At 49.9% G+C, this 22,536-nt stretch carries 17 protein-coding genes, 2 pseudogenes and 1 CRISPR repeat array (1 of these 20 cut by a window edge); of the genes and pseudogenes, 13 read left to right on the plus strand and 6 right to left on the minus strand.

The genetic code is table 11. The features are described 5' to 3' along the window. Positions 1–8 precede the first annotated feature (8 nt). The 4 genes from AKG43_RS02455 (at position 9) to AKG43_RS02470 (ending at position 5,392) form a co-directional block, all read left to right on the plus strand. Positions 9–866 carry an SIS domain-containing protein gene (locus AKG43_RS02455; RefSeq protein ID WP_054598997.1) on the plus strand — a complete coding sequence of 286 codons (858 nt, stop codon included), beginning with the start codon at positions 9–11 and terminating at the stop codon, positions 864–866. Beyond that, on the plus strand, positions 863–2,527 hold the full coding sequence (gene pgi, locus AKG43_RS02460; RefSeq protein ID WP_054598998.1) for a glucose-6-phosphate isomerase: 1,665 nt from the start codon (positions 863–865) through the stop codon (positions 2,525–2,527). The genes AKG43_RS02455 and pgi overlap by 4 nt, the downstream gene beginning before the upstream one ends. Positions 2,528–2,717: 190 nt before the next feature. Beyond that, the gene (locus AKG43_RS02465) at positions 2,718–3,935 is read left to right on the plus strand and encodes a sugar MFS transporter (RefSeq protein ID WP_054598999.1); all 1,218 of its coding nucleotides are present in this window, start codon (positions 2,718–2,720) and stop codon (positions 3,933–3,935) included. Positions 3,936–4,198: 263 nt separating this feature from the next. Further along, on the plus strand, positions 4,199–5,392 hold the full coding sequence (locus AKG43_RS02470; RefSeq protein WP_054599000.1) for an amino acid aminotransferase: 1,194 nt from the start codon (positions 4,199–4,201) through the stop codon (positions 5,390–5,392). A 204-nt stretch (positions 5,393–5,596) separates the two neighbouring features. On the opposite strand, the gene lysM is transcribed toward AKG43_RS02470, so the two are convergent. Continuing rightward, the gene (lysM, locus tag AKG43_RS02475; protein ID WP_054599001.1) at positions 5,597–6,073 is read right to left on the minus strand and encodes a peptidoglycan-binding protein LysM; all 477 of its coding nucleotides are present in this window, start codon (positions 6,071–6,073) and stop codon (positions 5,597–5,599) included. 331 nt (positions 6,074–6,404) lie between these two features. Here lysM and AKG43_RS02480 point away from each other — a divergent pair, with 331 nt between their 5' ends. The 3 genes from AKG43_RS02480 to AKG43_RS02490 all read left to right on the plus strand — a co-directional run bounded on the left by AKG43_RS02480 (position 6,405) and on the right by AKG43_RS02490 (position 9,473). Further along, positions 6,405–8,162, plus strand: a complete 1,758-nt coding sequence (locus AKG43_RS02480) for an alkaline phosphatase family protein (protein ID WP_054599002.1) — start codon at positions 6,405–6,407, stop codon at positions 8,160–8,162. Between the two features lie 435 nt (positions 8,163–8,597). Continuing rightward, a complete protein-coding gene (locus AKG43_RS02485; RefSeq protein ID WP_054599003.1) occupies positions 8,598–8,831 on the plus strand; it encodes a hypothetical protein in 234 nt (77 codons plus the stop codon). A gap of 363 nt (positions 8,832–9,194) precedes the next feature. After that, positions 9,195–9,473 carry a hypothetical protein gene (locus AKG43_RS02490; protein ID WP_082402950.1) on the plus strand — a complete coding sequence of 93 codons (279 nt, stop codon included), beginning with the start codon at positions 9,195–9,197 and terminating at the stop codon, positions 9,471–9,473. 94 nt (positions 9,474–9,567) lie between these two features. On the opposite strand, the gene recA is transcribed toward AKG43_RS02490, so the two are convergent. Further along, complete coding sequence (recA, locus tag AKG43_RS02495; RefSeq protein ID WP_054599005.1) at positions 9,568–10,614, minus strand: recombinase RecA; 1,047 nt, start codon at positions 10,612–10,614, stop codon at positions 9,568–9,570. A gap of 177 nt (positions 10,615–10,791) precedes the next feature. On the opposite strand from recA, the gene adk reads away from it, so the two are divergent. The 4 genes from adk (at position 10,792) to AKG43_RS13120 (ending at position 13,747) form a co-directional block, all read left to right on the plus strand. Then, positions 10,792–11,439, plus strand: coding sequence for an adenylate kinase (gene adk / locus AKG43_RS02500; protein ID WP_054599006.1), 648 nt, complete (start codon positions 10,792–10,794; stop codon positions 11,437–11,439). Positions 11,440–11,648: 209 nt separating this feature from the next. Next, on the plus strand, positions 11,649–12,380 hold the full coding sequence (gene rnc / locus AKG43_RS02505) for a ribonuclease III (RefSeq protein ID WP_054599007.1): 732 nt from the start codon (positions 11,649–11,651) through the stop codon (positions 12,378–12,380). A gap of 55 nt (positions 12,381–12,435) precedes the next feature. Then, positions 12,436–13,359: a GTPase Era gene (era, locus tag AKG43_RS02510; protein WP_054599008.1), complete on the plus strand. Its 924-nt coding sequence runs from the start codon at positions 12,436–12,438 to the stop codon at positions 13,357–13,359. A 208-nt stretch (positions 13,360–13,567) separates the two neighbouring features. Further along, complete coding sequence (locus tag AKG43_RS13120; protein WP_231718093.1) at positions 13,568–13,747, plus strand: lipoprotein signal peptidase; 180 nt, start codon at positions 13,568–13,570, stop codon at positions 13,745–13,747. A 107-nt stretch (positions 13,748–13,854) separates the two neighbouring features. Here AKG43_RS13120 and AKG43_RS02515 read toward each other — a convergent pair whose 3' ends face one another. Further along, positions 13,855–15,621: an ABC transporter ATP-binding protein/permease gene (locus tag AKG43_RS02515; RefSeq protein WP_054599009.1), complete on the minus strand. Its 1,767-nt coding sequence runs from the start codon at positions 15,619–15,621 to the stop codon at positions 13,855–13,857. A gap of 337 nt (positions 15,622–15,958) precedes the next feature. Between AKG43_RS02515 and AKG43_RS02520 the strand changes: the two genes are divergently transcribed. Both AKG43_RS02520 and AKG43_RS02525 read left to right on the plus strand, forming a co-directional pair. Continuing rightward, the gene (locus tag AKG43_RS02520) at positions 15,959–18,121 is read left to right on the plus strand and encodes a TonB-dependent siderophore receptor (protein ID WP_054599010.1); all 2,163 of its coding nucleotides are present in this window, start codon (positions 15,959–15,961) and stop codon (positions 18,119–18,121) included. 394 nt (positions 18,122–18,515) lie between these two features. After that, the gene (locus AKG43_RS02525; RefSeq protein ID WP_054599011.1) at positions 18,516–19,865 is read left to right on the plus strand and encodes a sodium-dependent transporter; all 1,350 of its coding nucleotides are present in this window, start codon (positions 18,516–18,518) and stop codon (positions 19,863–19,865) included. A 69-nt stretch (positions 19,866–19,934) separates the two neighbouring features. Here AKG43_RS02525 and AKG43_RS13510 read toward each other — a convergent pair. The 3 genes and pseudogenes from AKG43_RS13510 to AKG43_RS02530 all read right to left on the minus strand — a co-directional run. Beyond that, positions 19,935–20,061, minus strand: a pseudogene (locus tag AKG43_RS13510) (IS1595 family transposase); the annotation flags it as partial. A gap of 56 nt (positions 20,062–20,117) precedes the next feature. Beyond that, positions 20,118–20,210, minus strand: a pseudogene (locus tag AKG43_RS13630) (MGMT family protein); the annotation flags it as partial. A gap of 126 nt (positions 20,211–20,336) precedes the next feature. Next, positions 20,337–21,458: an ABC transporter permease gene (locus AKG43_RS02530; protein ID WP_054599012.1), complete on the minus strand. Its 1,122-nt coding sequence runs from the start codon at positions 21,456–21,458 to the stop codon at positions 20,337–20,339. Positions 21,459–21,893: 435 nt separating this feature from the next. Then, positions 21,894–22,536: direct repeats of the CRISPR family, unit length 29 nt; unit sequence GTTGTAGCTTCCTCTCTCATCTCGTAGTG (it continues 2,033 nt past the right edge of the window).

A 22,536-nucleotide genomic window follows, 5' to 3' on the forward strand; every position in this document is an offset into this window, starting at 1 on the left:
GAATTATTATGTTAAGTAAAATCAGCGAATCACTCAGCGACCTTTCGGGAGCAGAACGCAAAGTGGCAGAATCGGCATTGGCCGAACCCAAGTGGTTCGTGCATGCCGCAGTAGCCGAAATTGCCGAACGGGCTTCGGTGAGCCAACCTACCGTTATCCGTTTCTGCCGCAGTTTGGGTTATAAAGGGTTGCCCGAATTCAAACTGGCGCTGTCTGCCAGCCTCGGCCACGAAGGCATGCCGTATGTGCATGAAGAATTGAATGCAGACGACGACATGGGCAATGTGGTGGAAAAAGTGCTCGGCAATGCGGCCGCTTCGATTTTGGGTGCGCGCCGTTTCCTGAAAGAAGCCGACCTCGAAACAGCCGTGGTAATGCTCAGCCATGCCCGCCGCATCGAGTTTTACGGAGTAGGCAATTCAGGCATTGTCGCCCAAGATGCGCAGCATAAATTTTTCCGTTTCGGTATTTCAACGGTGGCCTATGTCGATACCCATATTCAGCTGATGGCCGCATCGGTATTAAGCAACCGTGACGTGTTGGTGGTGATTTCCAATTCCGGTTCTTCGATCGAGCTTTTGGATGCCGTGAGCATTGCAAAAGAAAACGGTGCCTCGGTTATCGCCGTTACCCGCTCCGAATCACCGCTTGCCCAATTGGCCGATTGTGTGTTGAGCATTTCTGCGCAAGAAAACAGCGAACTTTACACGCCTATGGTTTCACGTCTGCTCCAATTGGCGGTAATCGATATACTCACCATCGGCTTGGCTTTGCGGCTGGGGGAAACCGCCAGCCTGCAATTACAGAAAGGCAAGCGCAGCATCCACAGCAAACATTTGGAATATAACAGTAAGGAAGAATCATGAAACATTTACAGGATCTGCCTGTATGGCGGGAGCTGTGGAAGCATTTCGATGCAACCAAAAGCCTGCATATGCGCGATTTGTTCGAGCAAGACCCCGAACGGGCGCAGCGTTACTGGCTGGAAGTAGGCGGTTTGATTTTAGATTATTCGAAAAACCGCATTACCGACGAAACATTGTCTCTGCTGATGCAACTTGCCCGCGAATCAGGCGTGCCGGAGCGTATCAAACAGATGTTCCGCGGCGAAAAAATCAACACAACGGAAAACCGCGCCGTATTGCATGTGGCTTTGCGCAACCGCACCAATGCCCCGATCCGCGTCGACGGCGAAGACGTGATGCCCCAAGTGAACCGCGTGCTGAGCCGTATGGGCGAGTTTGCACACGAAGTACGCAGCGGCGAATGGCTGGGCTATACCAACCAAGTGATTACCGATGTGGTCAATATCGGTATCGGCGGTTCCGATTTGGGGCCGTTGATGATGTGTACGGCACTCAAGCCTTACGGCCATCCGCGTTTGAAAATGCACTTTGTATCGAATGTGGACGGCTCGCAGTTGCGTGATGTGCTGGAAAAGGTGCATCCCGAAACCACGTTGTTCATCATCGCTTCCAAAACCTTTACCACGCAAGAAACCCTAACCAATGCGTTAACCGCCCGCGAGTGGTTCTTGAAATATGCTGATGAAGAATCTGCCGTAGCCAAGCACTTCGTAGCCGTATCGACCAACAAAAAAGCCGTGGCCGATTTCGGTATCGACACCGCCAATATGTTCGAGTTTTGGGATTGGGTCGGCGGGCGTTACAGCCTGTGGTCTGCCATCGGCTTGCCGATTATGCTTTATTTGGGCGAAGAGAACTTTATCGAAATGCTCAACGGCGCGCATCTGATGGATCAGCATTTCTTCAATGCGCCGTTGGAACAGAATATGCCGGTGCTGTTGGCGTTGATCGGTATCTGGTATATCAACTATTACGGAGGCGGCAGCCACATCATCGCCCCGTACGACCAACACCTGCACCGCCTGCCCAAATTCATCCAGCAGCTGGATATGGAAAGCAACGGCAAACAGGTTACGCTCGACGGACAAGCGGTAGCCCATGAAACCGCACCGATTATCTGGGGTGAAACCGGCATCAACGGCCAACACGCTTTCTTCCAACTGCTGCATCAAGGCACGCACATTACGCCGATTGATTTGATTGCCTCGCTGCAAAAACGCAGCAATCTGCCCGGCCATCACGAGATTTTGCTGGCAAACGTATTCGCTCAAGCCGAAGCCTTTATGCGCGGCAAAACGCCCGACGAAGTGCGTGTTGAACTGAAAGCGCAGGGCATGGATGAAGCGCGCATCGAAGAATTGGTGCCGCATAAAACCTTCTCCGGCAACCGCCCCAGCAATCTGATTCTGATGAACAAAATCAACCCCCGCAACATGGGCAGCCTGATTGCGCTGTATGAACACAAAACCTTCGTGCAGGGCATTATTTGGGGCATCAACAGCTTCGACCAATGGGGCGTGGAGTTGGGCAAACAGCTTGCCAAAACCATTTTGTTGGAGCTGACGGGGGAAACCGCCGTTCAGCAGCACGACAGCTCAACCGAACGCTTGATCCGCCTCTACCGCAATGCCAATTGCGACAAAGACAGCGGCTGCCAATAGGCTCAAGCATCTCAGGCCGTCTGAAAACATGTTTTCAGACGGCACGCAATAATAGGGTATATAAAAAATAGCAATATCCGTTTAGTAAAAAGATAAGTATTATCAGTTGTTTTCAGCTATTGTTGCGCTTGGCGGCAATGCGGGAATAGCAATTTTTTAATCAATCGAGTTTGTATAAGGATTTGAAAAAATGTCTACGCAATCACAAACAAACAATAATTTTGCATTGTCGGTGTTGACCACATTGTTTTTCATGATGGGTTTCATCACATGCATGAACGACATTCTGATTCCCCATCTGAAAAGTATCTTCAACCTGACTTACACGCAGGCGATGCTGATTCAGTTCTGTTTCTTCGCAGCGTATGCCGTGATGTCGATTCCGATGGGCAAACTGGTAGAAAAAGTCGGCTATAAAAACGGCGTTATCGGCGGCTTTCTGATTGCCGCTCTCGGCTGTTTCTTGTTTTATCCCGCAGCGGGCAGCCACTCTTACCCGATTTTCTTAGGTGCATTGTTTGTGTTGGCATCGGGCATCGTGCTGCTGCAAGTGGCAGGTAACCCATACGTTACCCTGATGGCCAAACCGGGCAAAGAATCGTCTACACTCACCCTGATTCAGGCGTTCAACTCTTTGGCAACCATGATTGCCCCGCCTTTGGGTGCGATGCTGATTTTCGTGGATGCCACGGCCAGCGAAGCCGAGCGTATTTCTTCCGTACAGATTCCCTATTTGGGTTTGGCGGGTTTTCTGATTCTGTTGGCCGTCGTGGTTAAGATGCTTCATTTGCCCGATGCGCGCAAAATCGCCGAAGAAGTTACCGAACACAATCACGACGGCAAAACCAGCGTATGGCAATACAAACACATGGTATTGGGTGCCGCTGCGATTTTCTGCTACGTCGGCGCCGAAGTGGCCATCGGTTCGCTGATGATTAACGTGTTGGAAGAAGTGGCCGGATTAAACCACTCTACCGGTGCGTTTTACCTGTCGTTCTACTGGGGCGGGGCAATGGTCGGCCGCTTTATCGGTTCGGCGATGATGAACAAAATCGCTCCCAACAAATACCTGACTTTCAATGCTTTGGCTGCGATTGCGCTGATTATTATTGCCATTTCCGCCGGCGGCGGCGCAATAACCCAGTGGGCACTGTTGGGTATCGGTTTCTTCAATTCGATTATGTTCCCGACCATTTTCTCTCTGGCCACCAAAGGCTTGGGTAAATTTACCGGTGCGGCTTCGGGCATTATCTGTACGGCAATTGTGGGCGGTGCGATTGTGCCGGTGGTTCAAGGCTTCTTTGCCGACAACGCCGGCCTGTTGGTATCGTTCATCGTGCCTGCCATTTGCTACATGTACATCACGTTCTTCGCAACCAAAGGTTACAAAGCAGACGAAGTTGCTTAACGTCTGTTTCCCAACCTGATTGATATACTGACCAAACATGCCGTCTGAAAGTACAGGCGGCATGTTTTTTGTTTTCATCCTATGTTAAAAAGCGTAATATAGATAAGTTGAAACCTTTGCAAAACTTTTGTCTGCCGCGCATCTCTGCGTTGTGGATGGGCTGTAAACCTTGAACTGCATCCGCATCAGGGAGTTTTGCAAAGGTTTTAGGCTCGAATTTTTGTTTTCATCCGTTTCCTTGTTAATTCCAGAAAGGTAGCACTATGTTTTTCGACAAAATCGAAGCTGCTCCGGCCGACCCCATTTTAGGCTTGGGCGAGGCGTTCAAAGCAGAAATCCGTGAAAATAAAGTGAACTTGGGTATTGGTGTATATAAAGACGCCCAAGGCCAAACGCCGATTGTGAAAGCGGTTAAAGAGGCGGAAAAACGCCTGCTTGAAACCGAAAACACCAAAAACTACCTGACTATCGACGGCGTGGCCGAATACAACGCCCAAACGCAAAAACTGCTCTTTGGCGCAGACAGCGAAATCATCGCCTCCAAGCGCGCCAAAACTGCACAGAGTTTGGGCGGAACGGGTGCGCTGCGTGTGGCTGCCGAATTTATCAAACGCCAAACCGGCGCGAAAAACGTATGGATTTCCGCCCCAACTTGGCCGAACCACAACGCGATTTTCAAAGCCGCCGGCATCAATATCTGCGATTACCGCTACTACGACAAAACCACCCACGGTTTGGATTGGAACGGTTTGATTGAGGATTTGGGCCGTGCCGAAAAAGGCGATGTGGTGCTGTTGCACGGCTGCTGCCACAACCCTACCGGTATCGACCCCACGCCCGAGCAATGGGAAACCTTGGCAAAAATGTCGGCCGAAAAAGGCTGGCTGCCCCTGTTTGACTTTGCCTATCAGGGTTTTGCCAACGGTTTGGAAGAAGATGCCTACGGTTTGCGGGCTTTTGCCAAGCTGAATAAAGAATTGCTGGTGGCCAGCTCGTATTCAAAAAACTTCGGCATGTATAACGAGCGCGTGGGGGCGTTTACTTTGGTTGCGGCCGATGAAGAAACCGCCAACCGCGCATTCAGCCAAGTGAAAACCATCATCCGCACGCTGTATTCCAACCCCGCTTCACACGGCGGTTCGACTGTTGCTTTGGTGTTGAAAGATGAAGCATTGAAAGCGCAATGGATTGCCGAATTGGACGAAATGCGCGGCCGCATTAAAGAGATGCGTCAGAAATTTGTCGATTTGTTGAAAGAATACGGTGCCGAGCAGGATTTCAGCTTTATCGTGAAACAAAACGGCATGTTCTCGTTTTCAGGTTTGACGCCCGAACAGGTTGACCGACTGAAAGACGAATTTGCCATTTATGCTGTACGCTCCGGCCGCATCAACGTAGCCGGTATCACCGAAGACAATATCCGCTATCTGTGCGAAAGCATTGTGAAAGTGTTGTAAGGATTATAGTCAATTGGCTTAATTTTGACACACGGCAGCAAGCCGCAGACATTACGGTTAATACGGAAAGGCGCAGCAATGCCGCAATAAAAGTTAAGTTGATTGGTTATAGCTGTTTAAAAGTCTGTTGAAAGCATCTAATCAATAAGGCCGTCTGAAAGGAAACTTAATTCTTTCAGACGGCCTTTGTGTTTTCAAACCGGCTTATTCGGGAATACGCAGTTTTTGTCCGGGATAAATTTTGTTGGGGTCGCTCAACATGGGTTTGTTGGCTTCGAAAATTTTCATATATTGATTGGCATCGCCGTAGTATTTTTTAGCGATAGCAGACAGGGTGTCTCCGCTGGCCACATCGTGATATTTGGCTTCTGCTGCGGCGGGGAACGAGAGGTTGTTGTCTACATCAGACACGCCGGTAACATTGCCTGCCGCCAAAACGGCTTTTTCTGCGGCTTCTTGCGAAGGGGCGGAACCGTTAAGCGTTACTTTACCGCTGGCTCCGTCGAAAGATACGCTCAAGCCGGTCAGGCCGAGATTTTGTTTTTCAATATAGTTTTGGATCGCGGCAGAAGCTTTGTTGTTTAAGTCTTCCACATTGGCGGCTGCGGCTGCGGCCACTTCTTTTTCGTCTTTTCCAAACAGTTTTTCGCCTGCGTTTTTGATAAAGCTAAACAAACCCATTGTTCATTCCTTTTCGTGTGTTGATGAATCGTCCGGCGAGCCGGCCTTGCTTGGATTATAGACAAAAATGTTTTAGGCAAGTGCGGGGAACAATAAGATTACTTTGTTTTACATTAAAGTAAACGGTGGGCAAATACGGATACAATGTTTATTTAAACAAAAAGTAATATTAAAAAACATAAAGATGCGGTTGGTGCGGAATGATTTTGGCAGTCTGCAAGGTGCGGCGCATTTCTGCGTTGTGCGTTGCCGCTCTTGGATTCCATCCGCATTTGGCGTTTTACAAAGGTTTCAGCCTGTTCGGAACATATGAAAGCAAAGGAGAAATGCTATGACCAAACTTTATCTCGGTCCTGTGTTGTCGTTTCGCGGTGGCGCGGAATGCGGAGAATGGAAAGTAACCGCTTTGATTGTGGTATCAAACAGCGCGCCGTTTCCGGTTGTAAGGGTGGACGGCAAGCCGACTTGCGCGCCTAAAATTCTGATGGAACACGGCGGTAAAGCTTATCTGCGTTACGATTTGTCGGTTGCACAGCAGGCGCAGGAAAGAAAAGTCGAATATTGCATCGACGGAGTGGATGAAGTTTGGCATTTCACCGTGCCTGCGCTGGATCAGGCTCCGCGTATGATTTATGTGTCGTGCAACGGTTTTTCGGATGCGAACGGTATCCGCAAGTTGATTAAAGGCGAAAATGCGGTTTGGGAAGATATTTTGTGCAATCACGATAAATCGGTGCGTCCGCCGGGCTACCAAATCGACAAAGAGCAGCTATGGCACGAAACCCGCACGCACGATTGCGGTTTGCAGCGTTTTCATCTGCTGGTGATGGGCGGCGACCAGATTTATTTCGACCCGATTTGGGAAGACATCAAACTGCTGAAAAAGTGGATCGGTCTGCCGCGCAAAGAACAGCTGAAATATAAAGTCAGCGCGTCGCTCGAGAAAGCGATTGAAGACTACTACATCGATTTTTATCTCAGCCGTTGGTTGCCGCGTAACCACGCGCCGTGGGGTTCGGTTAATAAAACCCTTGATTCGGCACACGGCATGGCACGGATTCCGACCGTGATGATGTGGGACGACCACGATATTTTCGACGGTTGGGGTTCGCATAGCCCGGAAATGCAGCGCAGCCCGTTGTTTCAACGCATGTTTTATCACGCCCGCCGCGCTTTTTGGGTATTTCAGATGCAGCAGGCGGTTGACCAACTGCCGGAGCTGACGCTATGCACAGAAGTGAATATGCGTATCGACGACCCGATTTTCGAACCGATTAAATGGTCGGAGATTTTGCAGTCAGATCCGTTGGCATTGCCGCTTTTCGATAACCAGCCGGGTTTTTCGTTTGCACACACAGTCGGCCCGGTAAGTTTATTGGTAGCCGATTTGCGCACCGAGCGTTCTCACGAACAGATTATGGGGCCTTACACTTGGCGTGCGATGCAGCAATGGCTGTTTTGCGGCATACCCGAATGCAGCACCGAAAGGCACTTGCTGTTTGTATCGTCTGTGCCGGTTATGCACCCGAAACTTTCGTTGGCAGAGTTACTGATGGAAAACTTGGGCTACGACCATGTGCTCGACAGCAGCGCCGATGATTTGAAAGACCATTGGACCAACGATGCCCACGAAGGCGAACGTAAAAGATTGATTGAAACTTTGTTTAAAACCGCAGAAGCATTGCAACTCCGTGTAACGGTGTTGTCGGGAGACGTGCATGTGGCGGCTTGGGGCGTGGTGTACCGCACCGATTCGGATTACGCCGATTGCTCGACACAAATCCAGCAGCTGACATCAAGTGCCGTGGTGCATCCTTCTTTAGTATCGGTTATGGAACGCCTGTTTTGCCATGTATTGAACTCGCTGGCCAAGAAAAAACAAAAGCTGGATGTGAATCTTGAAGCGGAAATGATGCTGTTTCCGTCGTCAAACCGTTATGTGATGCCTGCACGCAACTGGCTGGCATTGGAATTGGACGAGGGGCGTCGCGGCGGTAACAAACTGTGGGCCAGTTGGCGTTGCGAAACAAAAGGTGACTTTACCAATCATTTGCTGGCCATCGAACCGCTGCGGCGTGCGTCATCTTGAACGGTTAACGGTGCTTGCCAATCATTCAGGCCGTCTGAACACGCTGTTTCAGACGGCCTTTTCATGAGAATACGTTAAAAAACATCAAATTTATCTTTGCCAAAATTTTGTTTCAAACAGAGAACTAATCTTCAGTCATAAAACAAGCGGATTGCGAATCTGATAAGTGGAATAAGTATCAAAAAACAAAAGATAATGATAAAAACATTTTATTAGGCAAAAAGCATTTCTGTTAATTTGGATTTTAATTTCTATTAAATTTTTAGCATTATCTTGCGATTATTTAGAAACTAAACCATACAAAGCCACTCTCACAAGCCAAGTGCAGAGTGATCTGCATACGCGGCACCATGCCCGATACAGCCGTCCGGCTCCTTCCCGAACGGTTGAAACCAAACAGAAACCAAACTGTCTTAAAAGAAAGGATGTATTTTTATGAAGAAATTATGGATTACCGCAGTAATGGCCGGTCTGATGATGACCGCCTGTTCAAGCAACAAAGACAAAGCTGCGGTTCCCGAAGCCAATCTGACTGTTGAACAGGCAATCGAACAGTGCCAAAAAACAGTTGGTGCCAACCAAGATCAAGCCGCAATGGATGCGTGCATGAAAGAGAAAGGTTTCGAGCGTCCTGCAGACGCATCAGCTCCCGCTGCTCCTGCTCAATAACAGGGCCGCACTGCAAGGGAAACGGCTGCCTTAGGGCAGTCGTTTTTCTTGATTTACATATTACATATATGTATATGCCGAACCGACAAAAAAGCCGCTGAAAGTGATTCATGCGGCTTTTGCCGTATTTTGTTTGTACAGTCAATCCACTTAACGTTTACTATGGCGTGGCTATGCCTTGGTGTAAAGAAAACGATTGTGTAAGCCGCTGAAGCGGCAACAGAATCGGTTCCGTATTACATGTATTGCCTGCCGCTTGTTGTACAGTATTAAAAATGTGTTGATTGGCTATATAATCGGGCTTCACTGCCGTTTTCATCGTTTGCATGACAGCGGTTTGTTTGACGCACAGAAAGGAAAAAGATGAAACACAATAAAAAATTATGGTTGTTGTGTCTGGCTGCCGTATTCAGTTTGGGCGCATGCGGCGGCGATGACGATTCAGACCGCCGCGACCGCAACCAGCGTTTTGAGCGCGACAGAGATGACCGCAGGGATAGGGATTATCGTGATGATGACGACCGCCGCGACCGTTATGATGACAGAGATGACGATGACGACGACCGCGACAGACGGAGAAACAGAAGAGATAGGGATGATGATGACGATCGTGACGATGATCGTGATGACGACCGCCGTTAACACCGATAACAATATTTGATATATAAACATGCCGTCTGAAATATTTTTCAGACGGCATGTTTATTTACTTAAATCAAATTACTCTTCAACCAAATTACTCTTCCGGCTGCTCGCCGTCGGTATCATCCAATGTGCCTTCGGTAATTTGAACGTTTACGCCCACTTTGGCACGGATTTTGGCGTCGATTTCGTTGGCAACTTCGGGGTTTTCTTTCAGCCATACGCGCACGTTGTCTTTGCCTTGGCCGATTTTGGCTCCGTTATAGCTGTACCATGCACCTGATTTTTCAACGATGTCGTATTTCACGCCCAAATCAACCAATTCGCCTTCCCAGCTGATGCCTTCGCCGTAGAGAATGTCGAATTCGGCTTGGCGGAAGGGCGGGGCGACTTTGTTTTTGATCACTTTGACTTTGGTTTCGTTACCCAAAACGTCGTCGCCTTTTTTGATGGAACCGGTGCGGCGGATGTCGAGGCGCACCGAGGCGTAGAATTTCAGCGCGTTACCGCCGGTGGTGGTTTCGGGACTGCCGAACATCACGCCGATTTTCATGCGGATTTGGTTGATGAATACGACTAAGGTATTGGTTTTTTTGATGTGGCCGGTGAGTTTGCGCAAGGCTTGGCTCATCAGGCGGGCTTGCAGGCCGACGTGGCTGTCGCCCATTTCGCCTTCGATTTCGGCTTTGGGCACGAGCGCGGCTACGGAATCGACCACGACCATATCCACGCCGCCGGAACGTACCAGCATGTCGCAGATTTCAAGCGCCTGTTCGCCGGTATCGGGTTGGGAAACGAGCAGATCTTCCACTTTCACGCCGAGTTTGCGGGCGTAGATGGGGTCGAAAGCGTTTTCGGCATCGATAAAGGCGCAGGTGCCGCCGTTTTTCTGGCATTGGGCGATGGCTTCCAAGCACAGGGTGGTTTTACCGGATGATTCGGGGCCGAAGATTTCGACGATACGGCCGCGCGGCAGGCCGCCTACGCCGAGTGCCAAGTCCAAACCGAGCGAGCCGGTGGAAATGACTTCTAAATTTTCGTCTTTATGGCTGCCGTCCATCTTCATGATGGAGCCTTTGCCGAAGTTTTTTTCGATTTGCGCGAGCGCGGCGGCTAACGCTTTGCTTTTTTCGTCTGACATGATGTTTCCGTGTGGCAGGGTGGTAAGGATTTCGGCGCAGATTATCGCATAAATCGCGGTGTTCAGAAAAAGTTTTCGCTTTGCTTTCAGACGGCCTTTTCATGAAAGCTTAACCATATTAAGATAAGCCCCGCAATATCTTGATCATGATTGTCAACATTTTTAAGGAACACACCAATGAAAGTATTACTGCTCGGCGCACCGGGTGCGGGTAAAGGCACACAGGCTCAATTTATCACGGCAGCTTTCGGCATTCCGCAGATTTCTACCGGCGACATGTTGCGTGCGGCGATTAAGGCCGGCACGCCGTTGGGCTTGGAAGCGAAAAAAATCATCGATGAGGGCGGTTTGGTGCGTGACGACATCATCATCGGCATGGTTAAAGAGCGCATCGCTCAGGATGACTGCAAAAACGGTTTCTTGTTCGACGGCTTTCCGCGCACGCTGGCACAGGCCGAAGCCATGATTGAAGCGGGTGTGGACTTGGACGCCGTGGTGGAAATCGACGTGCCGGATTCGGTGATTGTCGACCGTATGAGCGGCCGCCGCGTGCATTTGGCTTCGGGCCGTACTTACCATGTGTCTTACAATCCGCCGAAAGTGGAGGGTAAAGACGATGTTACCGGCGAAGATTTGATTCAGCGCGACGACGATAAAGAAGAAACGGTGAAAAAACGCCTTGAGGTGTATCACGACCAAACGGCGGTGCTGATCGACTTTTACGGTAAGCTCACGGGCGAACACGCACCGAAATATATCAAGGTGGACGGTACGCAGCCGGTTGAGGCGGTAAAAGCAGAGGTGTTGTCTGCGTTGGGCAAGTAAACGGTAGAGCGTAGAAATAGGATACAATACAGGCCGTCTGAAACATTTTCAGACGGCCTGATTTTCGCGGCAGCCGTTTTCCGGTGCCGCCAACTTAATTTTTTAATGATGATACAGCCTTAAACCTTTTCAGCATTTTACCGGCGCACGCCGTTCCGGTTACGGTTGAAGTGTCGAAAAGCATTCGGGCTGCCGATGAAAGTATGCAGATGAAACACAATCCTGTCCGGCAACACGCTTTGGAGCAGATCCAGCGGCGTATCGGCTACACCTTCAAACAGCCGCAGCTGTTGGAGCAGTCGCTTACCCACCGCAGTTTTTCGGGGCGCAACAACGAACGCTTTGAGTTTGTGGGCGATTCGATTCTCAACTACACCGTGGCCAAAATGCTGTTCGACACTTTTCCCGATTTGCCGGAAGGCCGCCTTTCGCGTATGCGCGCCAATCTGGTCAATCAAGATACGCTTGCCGAAATCGCTGCCGATTTGAATCTGGGCGATGCTCTGTTTCTGGGGCAGGGAGAACTGAAAAGCGGCGGTTTCAGACGGCCTTCTATTCTGGCCGACGCGATGGAAGCCATGTTTGCGGCGGTGAGCTTCGACGCTGATTTTTCCACCGCCGAAAACACCGTGCGCCATCTGTTTGCCGAGCGTGTGAAAAAAGCCGATCTGAACCGTGAAGATAAAGATGCCAAAACCTTGTTGCAGGAATCGTTGCAGGCACGGCGTTGGCCTTTGCCCAAATACCGCATCGAGCACCAGCAGGGCGAGGGTTGCGATGCCGAATTCAGCATTGCCTGCGATTTGGGCGAGTTGGGTTTTATCAGCCGTGCCAAAGCCTCCAGCCGCCGCGCGGCGGAGCAGGAAGCGGCCAAAGAAGCCTATGCTTGGCTGGAGGCAAACCATCCGCAAAAGCATATCCTTAAAAGCAGAAAAAAATAAGCCGACCCGATGTGTTCAGACGGCCGTCTGAACCGTAACCGATGGAAAGAATGAAATGAATATAGAAAATACTAACGATATGCTGCCTACTGCCGACGGCTACCGCTGCGGTTTTGTGGCGATTGTCGGCCGCCCGAACGTGGGCAAGTCCACGCTGATGAACCATTTGATTGGTCAGAAAATCAGCATTACCAGTAAAAAAGCGCAGACTACGCGCCATAAAGTGACCGGCATTTACACCGACGACACCGCGCAGCTGGTGTTTGTGGATACGCCCGGCTTTCAAACCGACCACCGCAACGCCTTGAACGACCGTTTGAATCTGAACGTGACCGAAGCCATGAGCGGCGTGGATGTGATTGTGTTTGTGGTGGAAGCGATGCGCTTTACCGAAGCCGACCGCACGGTGATGAAACAATTGCCCAAGCATACGCCGGTATTGCTGGTGGTCAATAAAATCGATAAAGACAAAGCCAAAGACAAGCTGGCATTGCAGGCATTTATCGATACCGTGAGTGCCGAATTCGAATTTGCCGGCCATGAAGTAGTCAGCGCCAAGCACGGTTTGCGGATTGCGCATCTGCTGGAAACGCTCAAACCTTATCTGCCGGAAAGTATTCCGCTGTACCCCGAAGATATGGTAACGGACAAATCGAGCCGTTTTTTGGCGATGGAAATCGTGCGCGAAAAACTGTTCCGCTATTTGGGCGAAGAACTGCCCTATGCCATGAATGTGGAAGTGGAGCAGTTTAACGAAGAAAACGGCATGTACCACATTTATATCGCCGTGTTGGTGGATAAAGAAAACCAAAAACCGATTGTGATCGGCAAAGGCGGCGAGAAATTGAAGAAAATTTCCACCGAAGCGCGCTTGGATATGGAAAAACTCTTTGATACCAAAGTGTTTTTGAAAGTGTGGGTGAAGGTGAAATCCGGTTGGGCGGACGATGTGCGCTTTTTGAAAGAGTTGGGTTTATAACCGCTTGCTGTATGTAACACCGCGCATTCAGACGGCATCGTTGATAAGATATCCGACATGCCGTATCGTCAATGTGTACCTGATAGCACATAAACTTTATTTCTGTTGCATCGTTGCTGCGTTTTGCCGCACTATAGTCAATCAACTTACAAAATAGTACATACCGTCAGACCCGGGCTTGCCCCGAATATCTTGAGCTTCAGCAAGTTTGAGACCTTTGCAAAACCCCCATCTGCGGCGCATTTCTGCGTTGTGCGCTGCTCGCTCGTTTGCCTATCTATATGATATGTCTGCACTCGCTGTGCTGCTACGCCTTGAACTGCATCCGCATCTGGGGGTTTTGCAAAGGTCTCAGTTTAAGAGATATTCGGGGCAAGCCCGGGTCTGACGGTTTGGTCATTCAATTCAAGCGAATTAATTATATCTTTACTGTCGGTGCTTACTGCCTTATATAAAATAAGTTTATTTGTTATATGAGGCCGTCTGAAACCGGCTTTATGGGCACGCCACATCGCCAATCTGCATTTGATGGCTATGAAACGCGCCGAGTGTGCCGCGGTGGCCGATACTGACGATGACGCTTTCGGGTAATCGTTGCCGCACCAGCGTATAAAGTGCGGCTTCGGTGGCTTCGTCTAAGGCGGAAGTGGCTTCGTCAAGCAGAATGGTTTGCGGGCGTGCCAACAAAATTCGGACAAACGCAATGCGCTGCAATTCACCGGGCGAAAGAATGTGCTGCCAGTCGTCTTCTTCATCCAGACGGGCGGCAAGGTGGTTTAGACGGCAGTCATCAAACGCAGCGGCCAGTTCGGGATGGCGGGGCGGAATATCGGGATAGCACACCGCCTCGCGCAGGCTGCCTTGTGGCATATAAGGCCGTTGGGGTAGAAACAGCGTGCTGCCGGAAGGCTTGCGTATATGGCCGCTGCTGCCGAACGGCCACAATCCGGCCAGCGCACGCAGCAATGAGGTTTTACCGCATCCGCTTTGCCCTCGTATCAGCAAGGCTTGGCCTTTTTCGACAGAAAAATCAATGTGGTCAAGCAACGTATTGCCGTTTGCGCGGTATAAAGCAACATCATCGAGCAGGAGGCCGTCTGAACCGGTTTCGATATGTGCGCTGCGGGTGTTGCGTATTTGGCGGGTGCTGACGAGAAAGCCGCTCAAGCGTTCGAGACGGGCACGATAGGCGGTAAACTCTTCATAAAAATTACGGAAAAACGATAACGCACGTTGCAGGCGGTTGAATGCTTGAACGGTTTGGTGCATATCGCCGATTTTGAGCTGCCCGGCAAAAAAACGCGGCGCCTGAAGCATCAGCGGCAACAGTTGCACACCCTGTGTAAGCAAATCGTTGAAACCGTTAAGAGTAACGCTTTGGCGGGTAATGCGCCAACGGTTGCGGATAATGGCGCGGAAGCGTTCGGAAAGCTGCTGCTGTTCGCTCCATTCCCCATTATAGAATGCAATACTTTCGGCATGGTCGCGCACGCGAACGAGTGAATAACGGTAGTCGCCGTTGAGTTTTTCGTTTTCGTAGTGGTAGCGGATCAGCGGTCTTCCTATCCACATGGCGGCTGCGGTTGAAAGCAATACAAAGATAAAGACGAAAAACACGATGCCGCGGGGAATGTCGTAGCCGAACAGGGTAAGAATGCCGGATAGCCCCCACAGTACCACGGTAAATTCGATGGCGGAAATCACCGAATTGAGCATACCGCGTACAAATTCTATGGTAGATGTGATGAAATCCTGCGCATCTTGTTGAATACGCTGATCAATGTTGTCGAGTGCCGAATGGCGCATTTGGATACGGTAATAGTTTTTATCGGTCAGCCAGCTTTCGGTAAGCACCTTATTCAGTTTTTCCGACCACTTAATCGCCAGCGCCTGATCAAGAAAATCATTCACAATTCCATTGAGCGTGCGCATCAGCACCACACCGGCATTCACCATTGCGAAAAACCAAAATGCCTGCGCTTGCCGGTCTTGCAGTGCGCTGTAGAGACCGTTGTAGAAAAAGGTATTCAGCACATTCAGGCGGATTTCGGTAAGCAGCAGCAACACCAGCACCGCAAGCAGCAACAATACTTTAAGGCCGCTTTTTCTGTTGAGGCAGGGCGCGGTTACCTGCCAAAATTGCTTGCCGAAACGGGTTTTGCCCGCCCAAAACACCAATAACAGCAAAGCAGCCGCTACACCGCCGAAAGTTTGAAGCAGCCACATCGGAGTGGCCTCCAGCTCAATCTGCCATTTTTCCATGAAAACCTGTTCTGTATGTTCGAGCCGTCCGAACACCGTTTCAGAAAATAGTTTCAGACGGCCTCAATCCTTATCTACACAATGTAGTTTTATTAACTCAAATATTTTCAGCAACGAAAATGGTTTCTATTTTAGTATTTTAAAAGCAAAAAACTTTGTTATTGGCAAATAAATGTAAATATTTTGAGTTACCGTCAGAGTTTGCGTTATCTTTTTCGATAATAATGATGTTGATTCTCAAGATTGATGTCTTTTTATTACTTTTCTTGGGCAAATTAAATCGCTGCCTCTGTTTTTCCCTTCCTATCTGGTCTCTCTTTTGTGAAAGCAGACATTTATGAAACCACATTCTCAATACGCTCTCCTGCCTTTATTGCTTACCCAAGCTTGGGTTTATGCCGACACCGCCACACCCGCCGGACAGGTGGAACTTGAGCAGGTACAGGTAAAAGGGCGTGCCGTCAAATCATTCTCCCTTTCCAGCGACGACAATCTGCGCGACCGAGCCAATTTGGGATTGCTGGGCAGGCAGAATACGTTTACTTCTCCGGTTACGGTAGTGAACTACGACGAAAAAGCCTTTGCGGATAAAGAACCGCGCAATGTGGTTGATGTGATTGCGAAAACCGATGCTTCAACTATGTCGTTTGGCGGTGAAACCAACACGCTTAACGGATTATATGTGCGTAACCTGCAAATTGATTCCCGCCAGTTCAGCGTCAACGGTTTGGCAGGGTTGTATTCCACCTATAACTCGCCTACTGCGGCTGTCAGTTCCGCCCAGCTTATCAAAGGAGCATCTACCGCTACCGTAGGCATGGATGCCGAAGGCACGACCGGAGCTTCGGTGAATATTGAAACCAAGCGTGCCGCCGACACTCCGGTTAACCGCGTAGGTTTATCGTGGTTCGGCAACAGCCGTATACAGCCTGCATTCGATTTCGGCAGGCGTTTCGGCAGCAACAATGAATGGGGTGTCCGCATCAACGGCAAATACCGCAAAGGCGACACGCCGCGTAACGGTTACAGCGAAGATGCCCGCGAAGCAGCCGTCGGTGCCGACTACCGCGGCGAACGCCTGAAAGCCGGTGTGGATTTGATGTATGCCAAACGCAAAACCGAAGGTGGCCGAGCACGCATACAGGATATGCAGCGTTTGAATTTCCAAATGCCCGCGGCTCCCGACGGCAAAATCAATCTGATCCCTAGTTGGTCGGGGCAAACTACTGAAGACAAAACCGCGATGGCTACCTTTGAATATGCTGCAGGTCACGGTGTGAACTACTCGGGCGGTATCGGCTATATGGATTCGCGTTACGACGGTTCGTTCACACAATTGGCCATGCGGAATGCGGCAGGCGATTACAATGCAGCCGGTTCGCGCGCCATCGACTATATTTCGCGTACCACCAGCGCTACGCTGAAAGCACGCGGCGAATGGGCCACCGGCTCCGTCAACCACAGCTGGAGCGTGGCGGGCGACTACGTTAAACGCCACCGCGATTTCCATCAGAGTGCACAAGCCGGCGCCTTCAGCAGCAACATCTATCAGCCCGTATTTCCCAACGCACCTGTATTTGGCTCGCTTTCCAACAATAATACACATGAAACTTTTACCGCTCCGAGCATTGCATTTGCCGATACGATGGGTATGTTCGACAACAAACTGCGCCTGACTTTGGGCGGCCGTCTGCAATACATCAAACAGCAAAATCACCGCAGAGGCACAAGCACGCGCGACCACGCGCTCAGCCCGATGATTACCGCCGCCTATCTGCCCAATCCTAATCTGGTGTTCTACGGTAACTACATGCGCGATCTCGAGCCGGGTACACTAGTCAACGACGATACCGCCTTGAATAACGGCGATACACTTGCTCCTGTTAAAACAGAGCAGATCGAAGTGGGCGTACGCAAAAACTGGCGCGACGGCCTGATTACTTCCACCGCCAGTCTTTACCGCATCTACCGTCCCAGTGCCTATCTTGATCCGACTTCACGGATTTTCGGCTATGGCGGTGAAGAACGTAACAGCGGTCTCGAACTCAGCACCTACGCCAATCTGTTCAATAAAACCCTGCGCCCGAGCTTAGGCGTATCGTTTATGCGCTCCGAACTGCGCAACTACAAAGAATTCAACACCGCTGCCGTGGTTAACGGCAAGCAGCAGGTAACCAGCCCGCGTATCATTGCCAAAGCCGGCGTGGAATGGGACGCATCTTTTGCCAAAGGTCTGACTTTGAACGCCTACGCCCAGCATTATGGAAAATCATTCCAAAATGCCGCCAACACTTATGTACTTCCTTCCTACACTACCGTAGATGTCGGTGCAAAATACGAAACTAAACTGGGTAGAAACAGCAGATTTACCCTTCGCGGTGCCGTGGAAAATGTGTTTAACAAAAACTACTGGCAAATCCAACGCGGCCGCTATGACCGCAGCTTTGCCGTCGTCGGCATGCCGCGTACCTTCTGGTTGAAAGCTGATTGGTCGTTTTAAACGTTAAACACCGTGCGGCCAGCACGGTGTTTTTCTCTCGGGCTTAATTTTCAGACGGCTTAGAGGCCGTCTGAAAAAAAGCTGTATATTCTTTCTGGCGGCGTGCAGCCTGTTACGCCCGAACTAAGGTTTTTTTGGTATTATCACGGCTTTTCAGACGGCCTTAATTCTGCAATATCCGACCGAAACCTTTGTAAAATCACCGCCTGTAGTGCATTCCTGCATTGTACGCTACCCGCATGTTTTGCCTTTCTATATCTATTTGATATGTCTGAGTCTGCTGAGATGCTGCGCTTATTCCTTGAACCGCATCCACATTCGGCATTTGCGAAGGTTTCCGAACGTCTGTATTCAGGCATTTTATCCTTATCATCTTTACGCGTGAGAACCACTTATGTCGGCCCCATCCCATTGGACATCCAAAATAGGTTTTATTTTATCTGCGGCAGGTTCCGCCATCGGTTTGGGGGCGATTTGGAAATTCCCCTATACGGCGGGTACCAACGGCGGTGCGGTATTTTTTCTGCTGTTTTTGTTTTTTACGGTGTTGATCGGGTTGCCCGTGTTACTGGCCGAGTTTTATATCGGCAGGCAAACCCAGCGCAATGCCGTCGATGCTTTTAAGGCATTGGCTCCGAAGTCCTCATGGCCGTGGGTAGGCCGTATGGGTGTGGCGGCGTGTTTTATCTTATTATCGTTTTACAGCGTAGTGGGCGGATGGGTGTTGGCTTATGTTGTACACGCATTCACGGGTGCGATTGCTCCGGACACCGATTTTAAACAGCTCTTCGGCGAAACCATCAGCAATCCGGCTGCCGCCGTCGGCTATCAGAGCCTGTTTATGCTGCTCACGATTTTGGTGGTTCAAAACGGTATTTCTCAAGGCATCGAAAAGGCCAGCCGCTATCTGATGCCTGCTTTGTTTATTGTCTTTCTGTTGTTGGCCGTCCGTTCGCTGTTGCTGCCGGGAGCGATGGAAGGCGTGTCTTTTTTACTGAAACCCGATTTCTCGGCAGTAACGGCCGACACGGTGCTTACTGCATTGGGGCAGGCGTTTTTCTCGTTGAGTTTGGGGGTTTCCGCCATGATCACTTATGCGGCCTATCTGGATGACAAACAGGATTTGTTCCGTTCGGCCAACAGCATTATGTGGTTGAATATGTTGGTGTCGTTGTTGGCGGGTTTGGTGATTTTTCCTGCCGTTTTTGCATTGGGGTTCGAGCCGGGAGAAGGGCCGGGCTTGATTTTTGCGGTGTTGCCTGCGGTGTTTCAGAAAATCCCTTTCGGAACGGTGCTTTTTGCCGTGTTTATGTTGCTGGTAACGTTTGCCACACTCACGTCGGCATTTGCGATGCTGGAAACGGTGATTGCCGCCGCTATCCACAACAATGAACAACGCCGCCGCCGCGTTACTTGGCTGACCGGTTTGGCGATTTTGCTGGTGGGCATTCCTTCGGCGCTTTCTTTCGGTGCGATGTCTGAATTTACCTTATTCGGCAAAACCGTATTTGATTTATGGGATTATCTGATTACTTCTTGGATTATGCCGGTAGGCGCTTTGATGACGGCTTTATTTGTGGCTTGGATACTGCCTAAAAGCAAGGTGTTGGCACACATGCGGCAAGGCAGCACGCTTCATGCAAAAATCGCAGCGGTTTGGTATCAAACTTTGCGTTATGCCGCGCCCGTAGCGATTCTGCTGGTCTTTGCCAATACCTTGGGTTGGCTGGAGTGGTTGAAGTAACGGCCTTAAGATATGCGGCCCGTCGGCTGAACTGGATATTTCTTGGGGCTGAACTAGATTAGCCCTCTGAATATCACACCAAAGCCGCAGAATTTTTAACTGCTGCTTTTTCTTTCAAAAGCAGAGGAAAAGATTTCCGGTCGATTTCGTTGTATTTGCGCAAGACACGTTTCGCCTGATTCCAAAAACTTTCAATGCTTTCTTCCATACAAGGTCGCCACCGTAGTCGGTTAAGTCGCCGTTGCTGCCGATCACGCGGTGGCACGTTATCAGGATGGAAATTTTAATCTGCCCGTTGGCGGCAGCTACGGCACGCACAGCCTGCAGTTTGCCGATGCGCCCCACCTATTGTTTGTAGCTGCGGGTTTCTGCGTAAGGAATGGTTTGCAGTTTGCACAATACTTACGCTAAAAATGTGTCCCAACAGGGTCAAACGGAGTAGCTAAGATTTTCTGACGGCCGTCTGAAAACTTATCCCTGCTGCTCAAGCATCTTTCTGAAGCGTACCAAAGCAAAGGCCAAAAACAGCACTCCGGTGAGCGTCATCGCCGTAAGCTGCGGCCATACGATACTTAAACCCGCATCGCGGAACAGCACGTTTTGGGAAAACTGCACAAATTGGGTGCTCGGCCAATATTCGCTGATCCATTGTGCCGCTTCGGGCATATTGTTGCGCGGAGAGGCCATGCCGGAAAACAGCAGCAGCACCATATACAGCGGAATCATCAGCAATCCGAATTGCGCCATGCTCGGGGCGATGGTTGCCAGCATGATGGCCAAAGCGGAAAGCGAAAAAAGATAGATGCAGATGCCCAAAGCGTATAAAGCCAGCGAACCGTTAATCGGAATACCGAGGCTTTGTTTCACTACAAACCACATCGACAGCATCGAGGCAATCAAAATCACCAAACTGTTGGCGGTTACTTTTGCCAACATGATTTCCGCCGCGCCTACCGGCATTACCAAAAGGTGTTCGATTGTACCGTGTTCGCGCTCTCTGATAACCGCCGCGCCTACCAATATCAAGGCCAACACCAGCACCATATTGCCCATTTCCATCGGCGGGCCGTAATACAGGCCTTCGGCATTGGCATTGAAATGCATTCTGATCACGGGTTTGACCGGCAACAGTGTTTCGGCGGCAGGCCGGTTGAGAAAGACGGCGGTTTCTCGCGTAAATATCTGCATCAGATAGTTTGCACCCAAACCCGCCTGCGACATTGCCGTTGCGTCAACCAAGAGTTGAATCTGCGGGCTTCTGCCCATCAGCACATCGCGTTCGAACCCGGGCGGAATTTCAAATGCAAAAATGTATTCTCCCTTATCCATTGCCTCGTCTGCCTGTTGGGGCGACACTTCTTCGGGTGGCCGGAAATGCGGCGGGCGCACCGCGTCGCGCAGCCGGAAAGACAGCGCGGAACGATCGTGATCAATCACTGCCACCGGTGCGTTATGCACGTCTTGGTTTACTTCGGCAGCCGAATAAACCGTTACCGTAAACATAAACACAATCAATATCATCAACACCGGGTCTGAAAAGAGGCTGCGCAATTCTTTCCAAGCCAGATAAAAAATGTTTTTCAGAATCCTCATCGGTTTTGCCTTTGGGTATTCAGACGGCCTGATACTTTCGCGAACATCGGTCAAGGGGTCAAAATATGGCTAACCAGTTAATAATCATACGGTTTATATAATCAGGTCAAGCCTAAAGTTGATTCACGATATACAGTCAATCAACTTAAGTTTAGTAACAAAATCGTAGATACTGTCCTTCCCGTCAAACCGTTGCCGGCGGACATGTACTCTGCCACTACGATTGTGTTATTAAAATTGAGTGGATTGATAATAGAACCCTTGCAAAACTTGGGTCTGCAAGCGTCTCAGATTTTTTCTTGAGATTGTACAAAGGTTTCAGGCCGTCTGAAAAATCAGTTACCTGCTTTTTCAGACGGCCTTTAGCATCAAATGTTCGTGCCTTTGCTGCGAACGCTGCGTTTTTTTATGGGGCTGAAGCAGGTGCAGCAGGGGGTTGTAGCTTCCTCTCTCATCTCGTAGTGCTACAATGAATTGGCTGAAGTAATAGCTTTGATTCGTGTTGTAGCTTCCTCTCTCATCTCGTAGTGCTACAATCTAGAGCATGAGGTGGTGTCGCACTATCAGGTTGTAGCTTCCTCTCTCATCTCGTAGTGCTACAATGTGTCAAGAGGGCGAGTTTATCCGCGTCGGGTTGTAGCTTCCTCTCTCATCTCGTAGTGCTACAATTACTTTCTTTATCGCCAAGCTGTTTACCTTGTTGTAGCTTCCTCTCTCATCTCGTAGTGCTACAATAAAAGCCATAATTAATCCTTTCGACCAAACGTTGTAGCTTCCTCTCTCATCTCGTAGTGCTACAATTGTGGAGCAGTAGCAAAATATAATCCTCTAGTTGTAGCTTCCTCTCTCATCTCGTAGTGCTACAATCTGGCGCGCTTATGCCGACCAGTTTTTAAAGTTGTAGCTTCCTCTCTCATCTCGTAGTGCTACAATATGTGTAGCCATTATAACTACACCTTTTCCGTTGTAGCTTCCTCTCTCATCTCGTAGTGCTACAATTATCGACTGTTCCTGATGCGCCCTGAATTTGTTGTAGCTTCCTCTCTCATCTCGTAGTGCTACAATGGCTTTCAGAATC

It is taken from the genome of Neisseria sp. 74A18 (assembly GCF_001308005.1).
GTDB classification, from domain to species: Bacteria; Pseudomonadota; Gammaproteobacteria; order Burkholderiales; family Neisseriaceae; genus Neisseria; species Neisseria dumasiana.

What these genes read in the sequence shown, in the direction of transcription:
- AKG43_RS02455 (WP_054598997.1), top strand. Translation starts at nt 9, where the DNA reads ATGTTAAGTAAAATCAGCGAATCACTCAGCGACCTTTCGGGAGCAGAA.
- pgi (WP_054598998.1), top strand. Translation starts at nt 863, where the DNA reads ATGAAACATTTACAGGATCTGCCTGTATGGCGGGAGCTGTGGAAGCAT.
- AKG43_RS02465 (WP_054598999.1), top strand. Translation starts at nt 2,718, where the DNA reads ATGTCTACGCAATCACAAACAAACAATAATTTTGCATTGTCGGTGTTG.
- AKG43_RS02470 (WP_054599000.1), top strand. Translation starts at nt 4,199, where the DNA reads ATGTTTTTCGACAAAATCGAAGCTGCTCCGGCCGACCCCATTTTAGGC.
- lysM (WP_054599001.1), bottom strand. Translation starts at nt 6,073, where the DNA reads ATGGGTTTGTTTAGCTTTATCAAAAACGCAGGCGAAAAACTGTTTGGA.
- AKG43_RS02480 (WP_054599002.1), top strand. Translation starts at nt 6,405, where the DNA reads ATGACCAAACTTTATCTCGGTCCTGTGTTGTCGTTTCGCGGTGGCGCG.
- AKG43_RS02485 (WP_054599003.1), top strand. Translation starts at nt 8,598, where the DNA reads ATGAAGAAATTATGGATTACCGCAGTAATGGCCGGTCTGATGATGACC.
- AKG43_RS02490 (WP_082402950.1), top strand. Translation starts at nt 9,195, where the DNA reads ATGAAACACAATAAAAAATTATGGTTGTTGTGTCTGGCTGCCGTATTC.
- recA (WP_054599005.1), bottom strand. Translation starts at nt 10,614, where the DNA reads ATGTCAGACGAAAAAAGCAAAGCGTTAGCCGCCGCGCTCGCGCAAATC.
- adk (WP_054599006.1), top strand. Translation starts at nt 10,792, where the DNA reads ATGAAAGTATTACTGCTCGGCGCACCGGGTGCGGGTAAAGGCACACAG.
- rnc (WP_054599007.1), top strand. Translation starts at nt 11,649, where the DNA reads ATGAAACACAATCCTGTCCGGCAACACGCTTTGGAGCAGATCCAGCGG.
- era (WP_054599008.1), top strand. Translation starts at nt 12,436, where the DNA reads ATGAATATAGAAAATACTAACGATATGCTGCCTACTGCCGACGGCTAC.
- AKG43_RS02515 (WP_054599009.1), bottom strand. Translation starts at nt 15,621, where the DNA reads ATGGAAAAATGGCAGATTGAGCTGGAGGCCACTCCGATGTGGCTGCTT.
- AKG43_RS02520 (WP_054599010.1), top strand. Translation starts at nt 15,959, where the DNA reads ATGAAACCACATTCTCAATACGCTCTCCTGCCTTTATTGCTTACCCAA.
- AKG43_RS02525 (WP_054599011.1), top strand. Translation starts at nt 18,516, where the DNA reads ATGTCGGCCCCATCCCATTGGACATCCAAAATAGGTTTTATTTTATCT.
- AKG43_RS02530 (WP_054599012.1), bottom strand. Translation starts at nt 21,458, where the DNA reads ATGAGGATTCTGAAAAACATTTTTTATCTGGCTTGGAAAGAATTGCGC.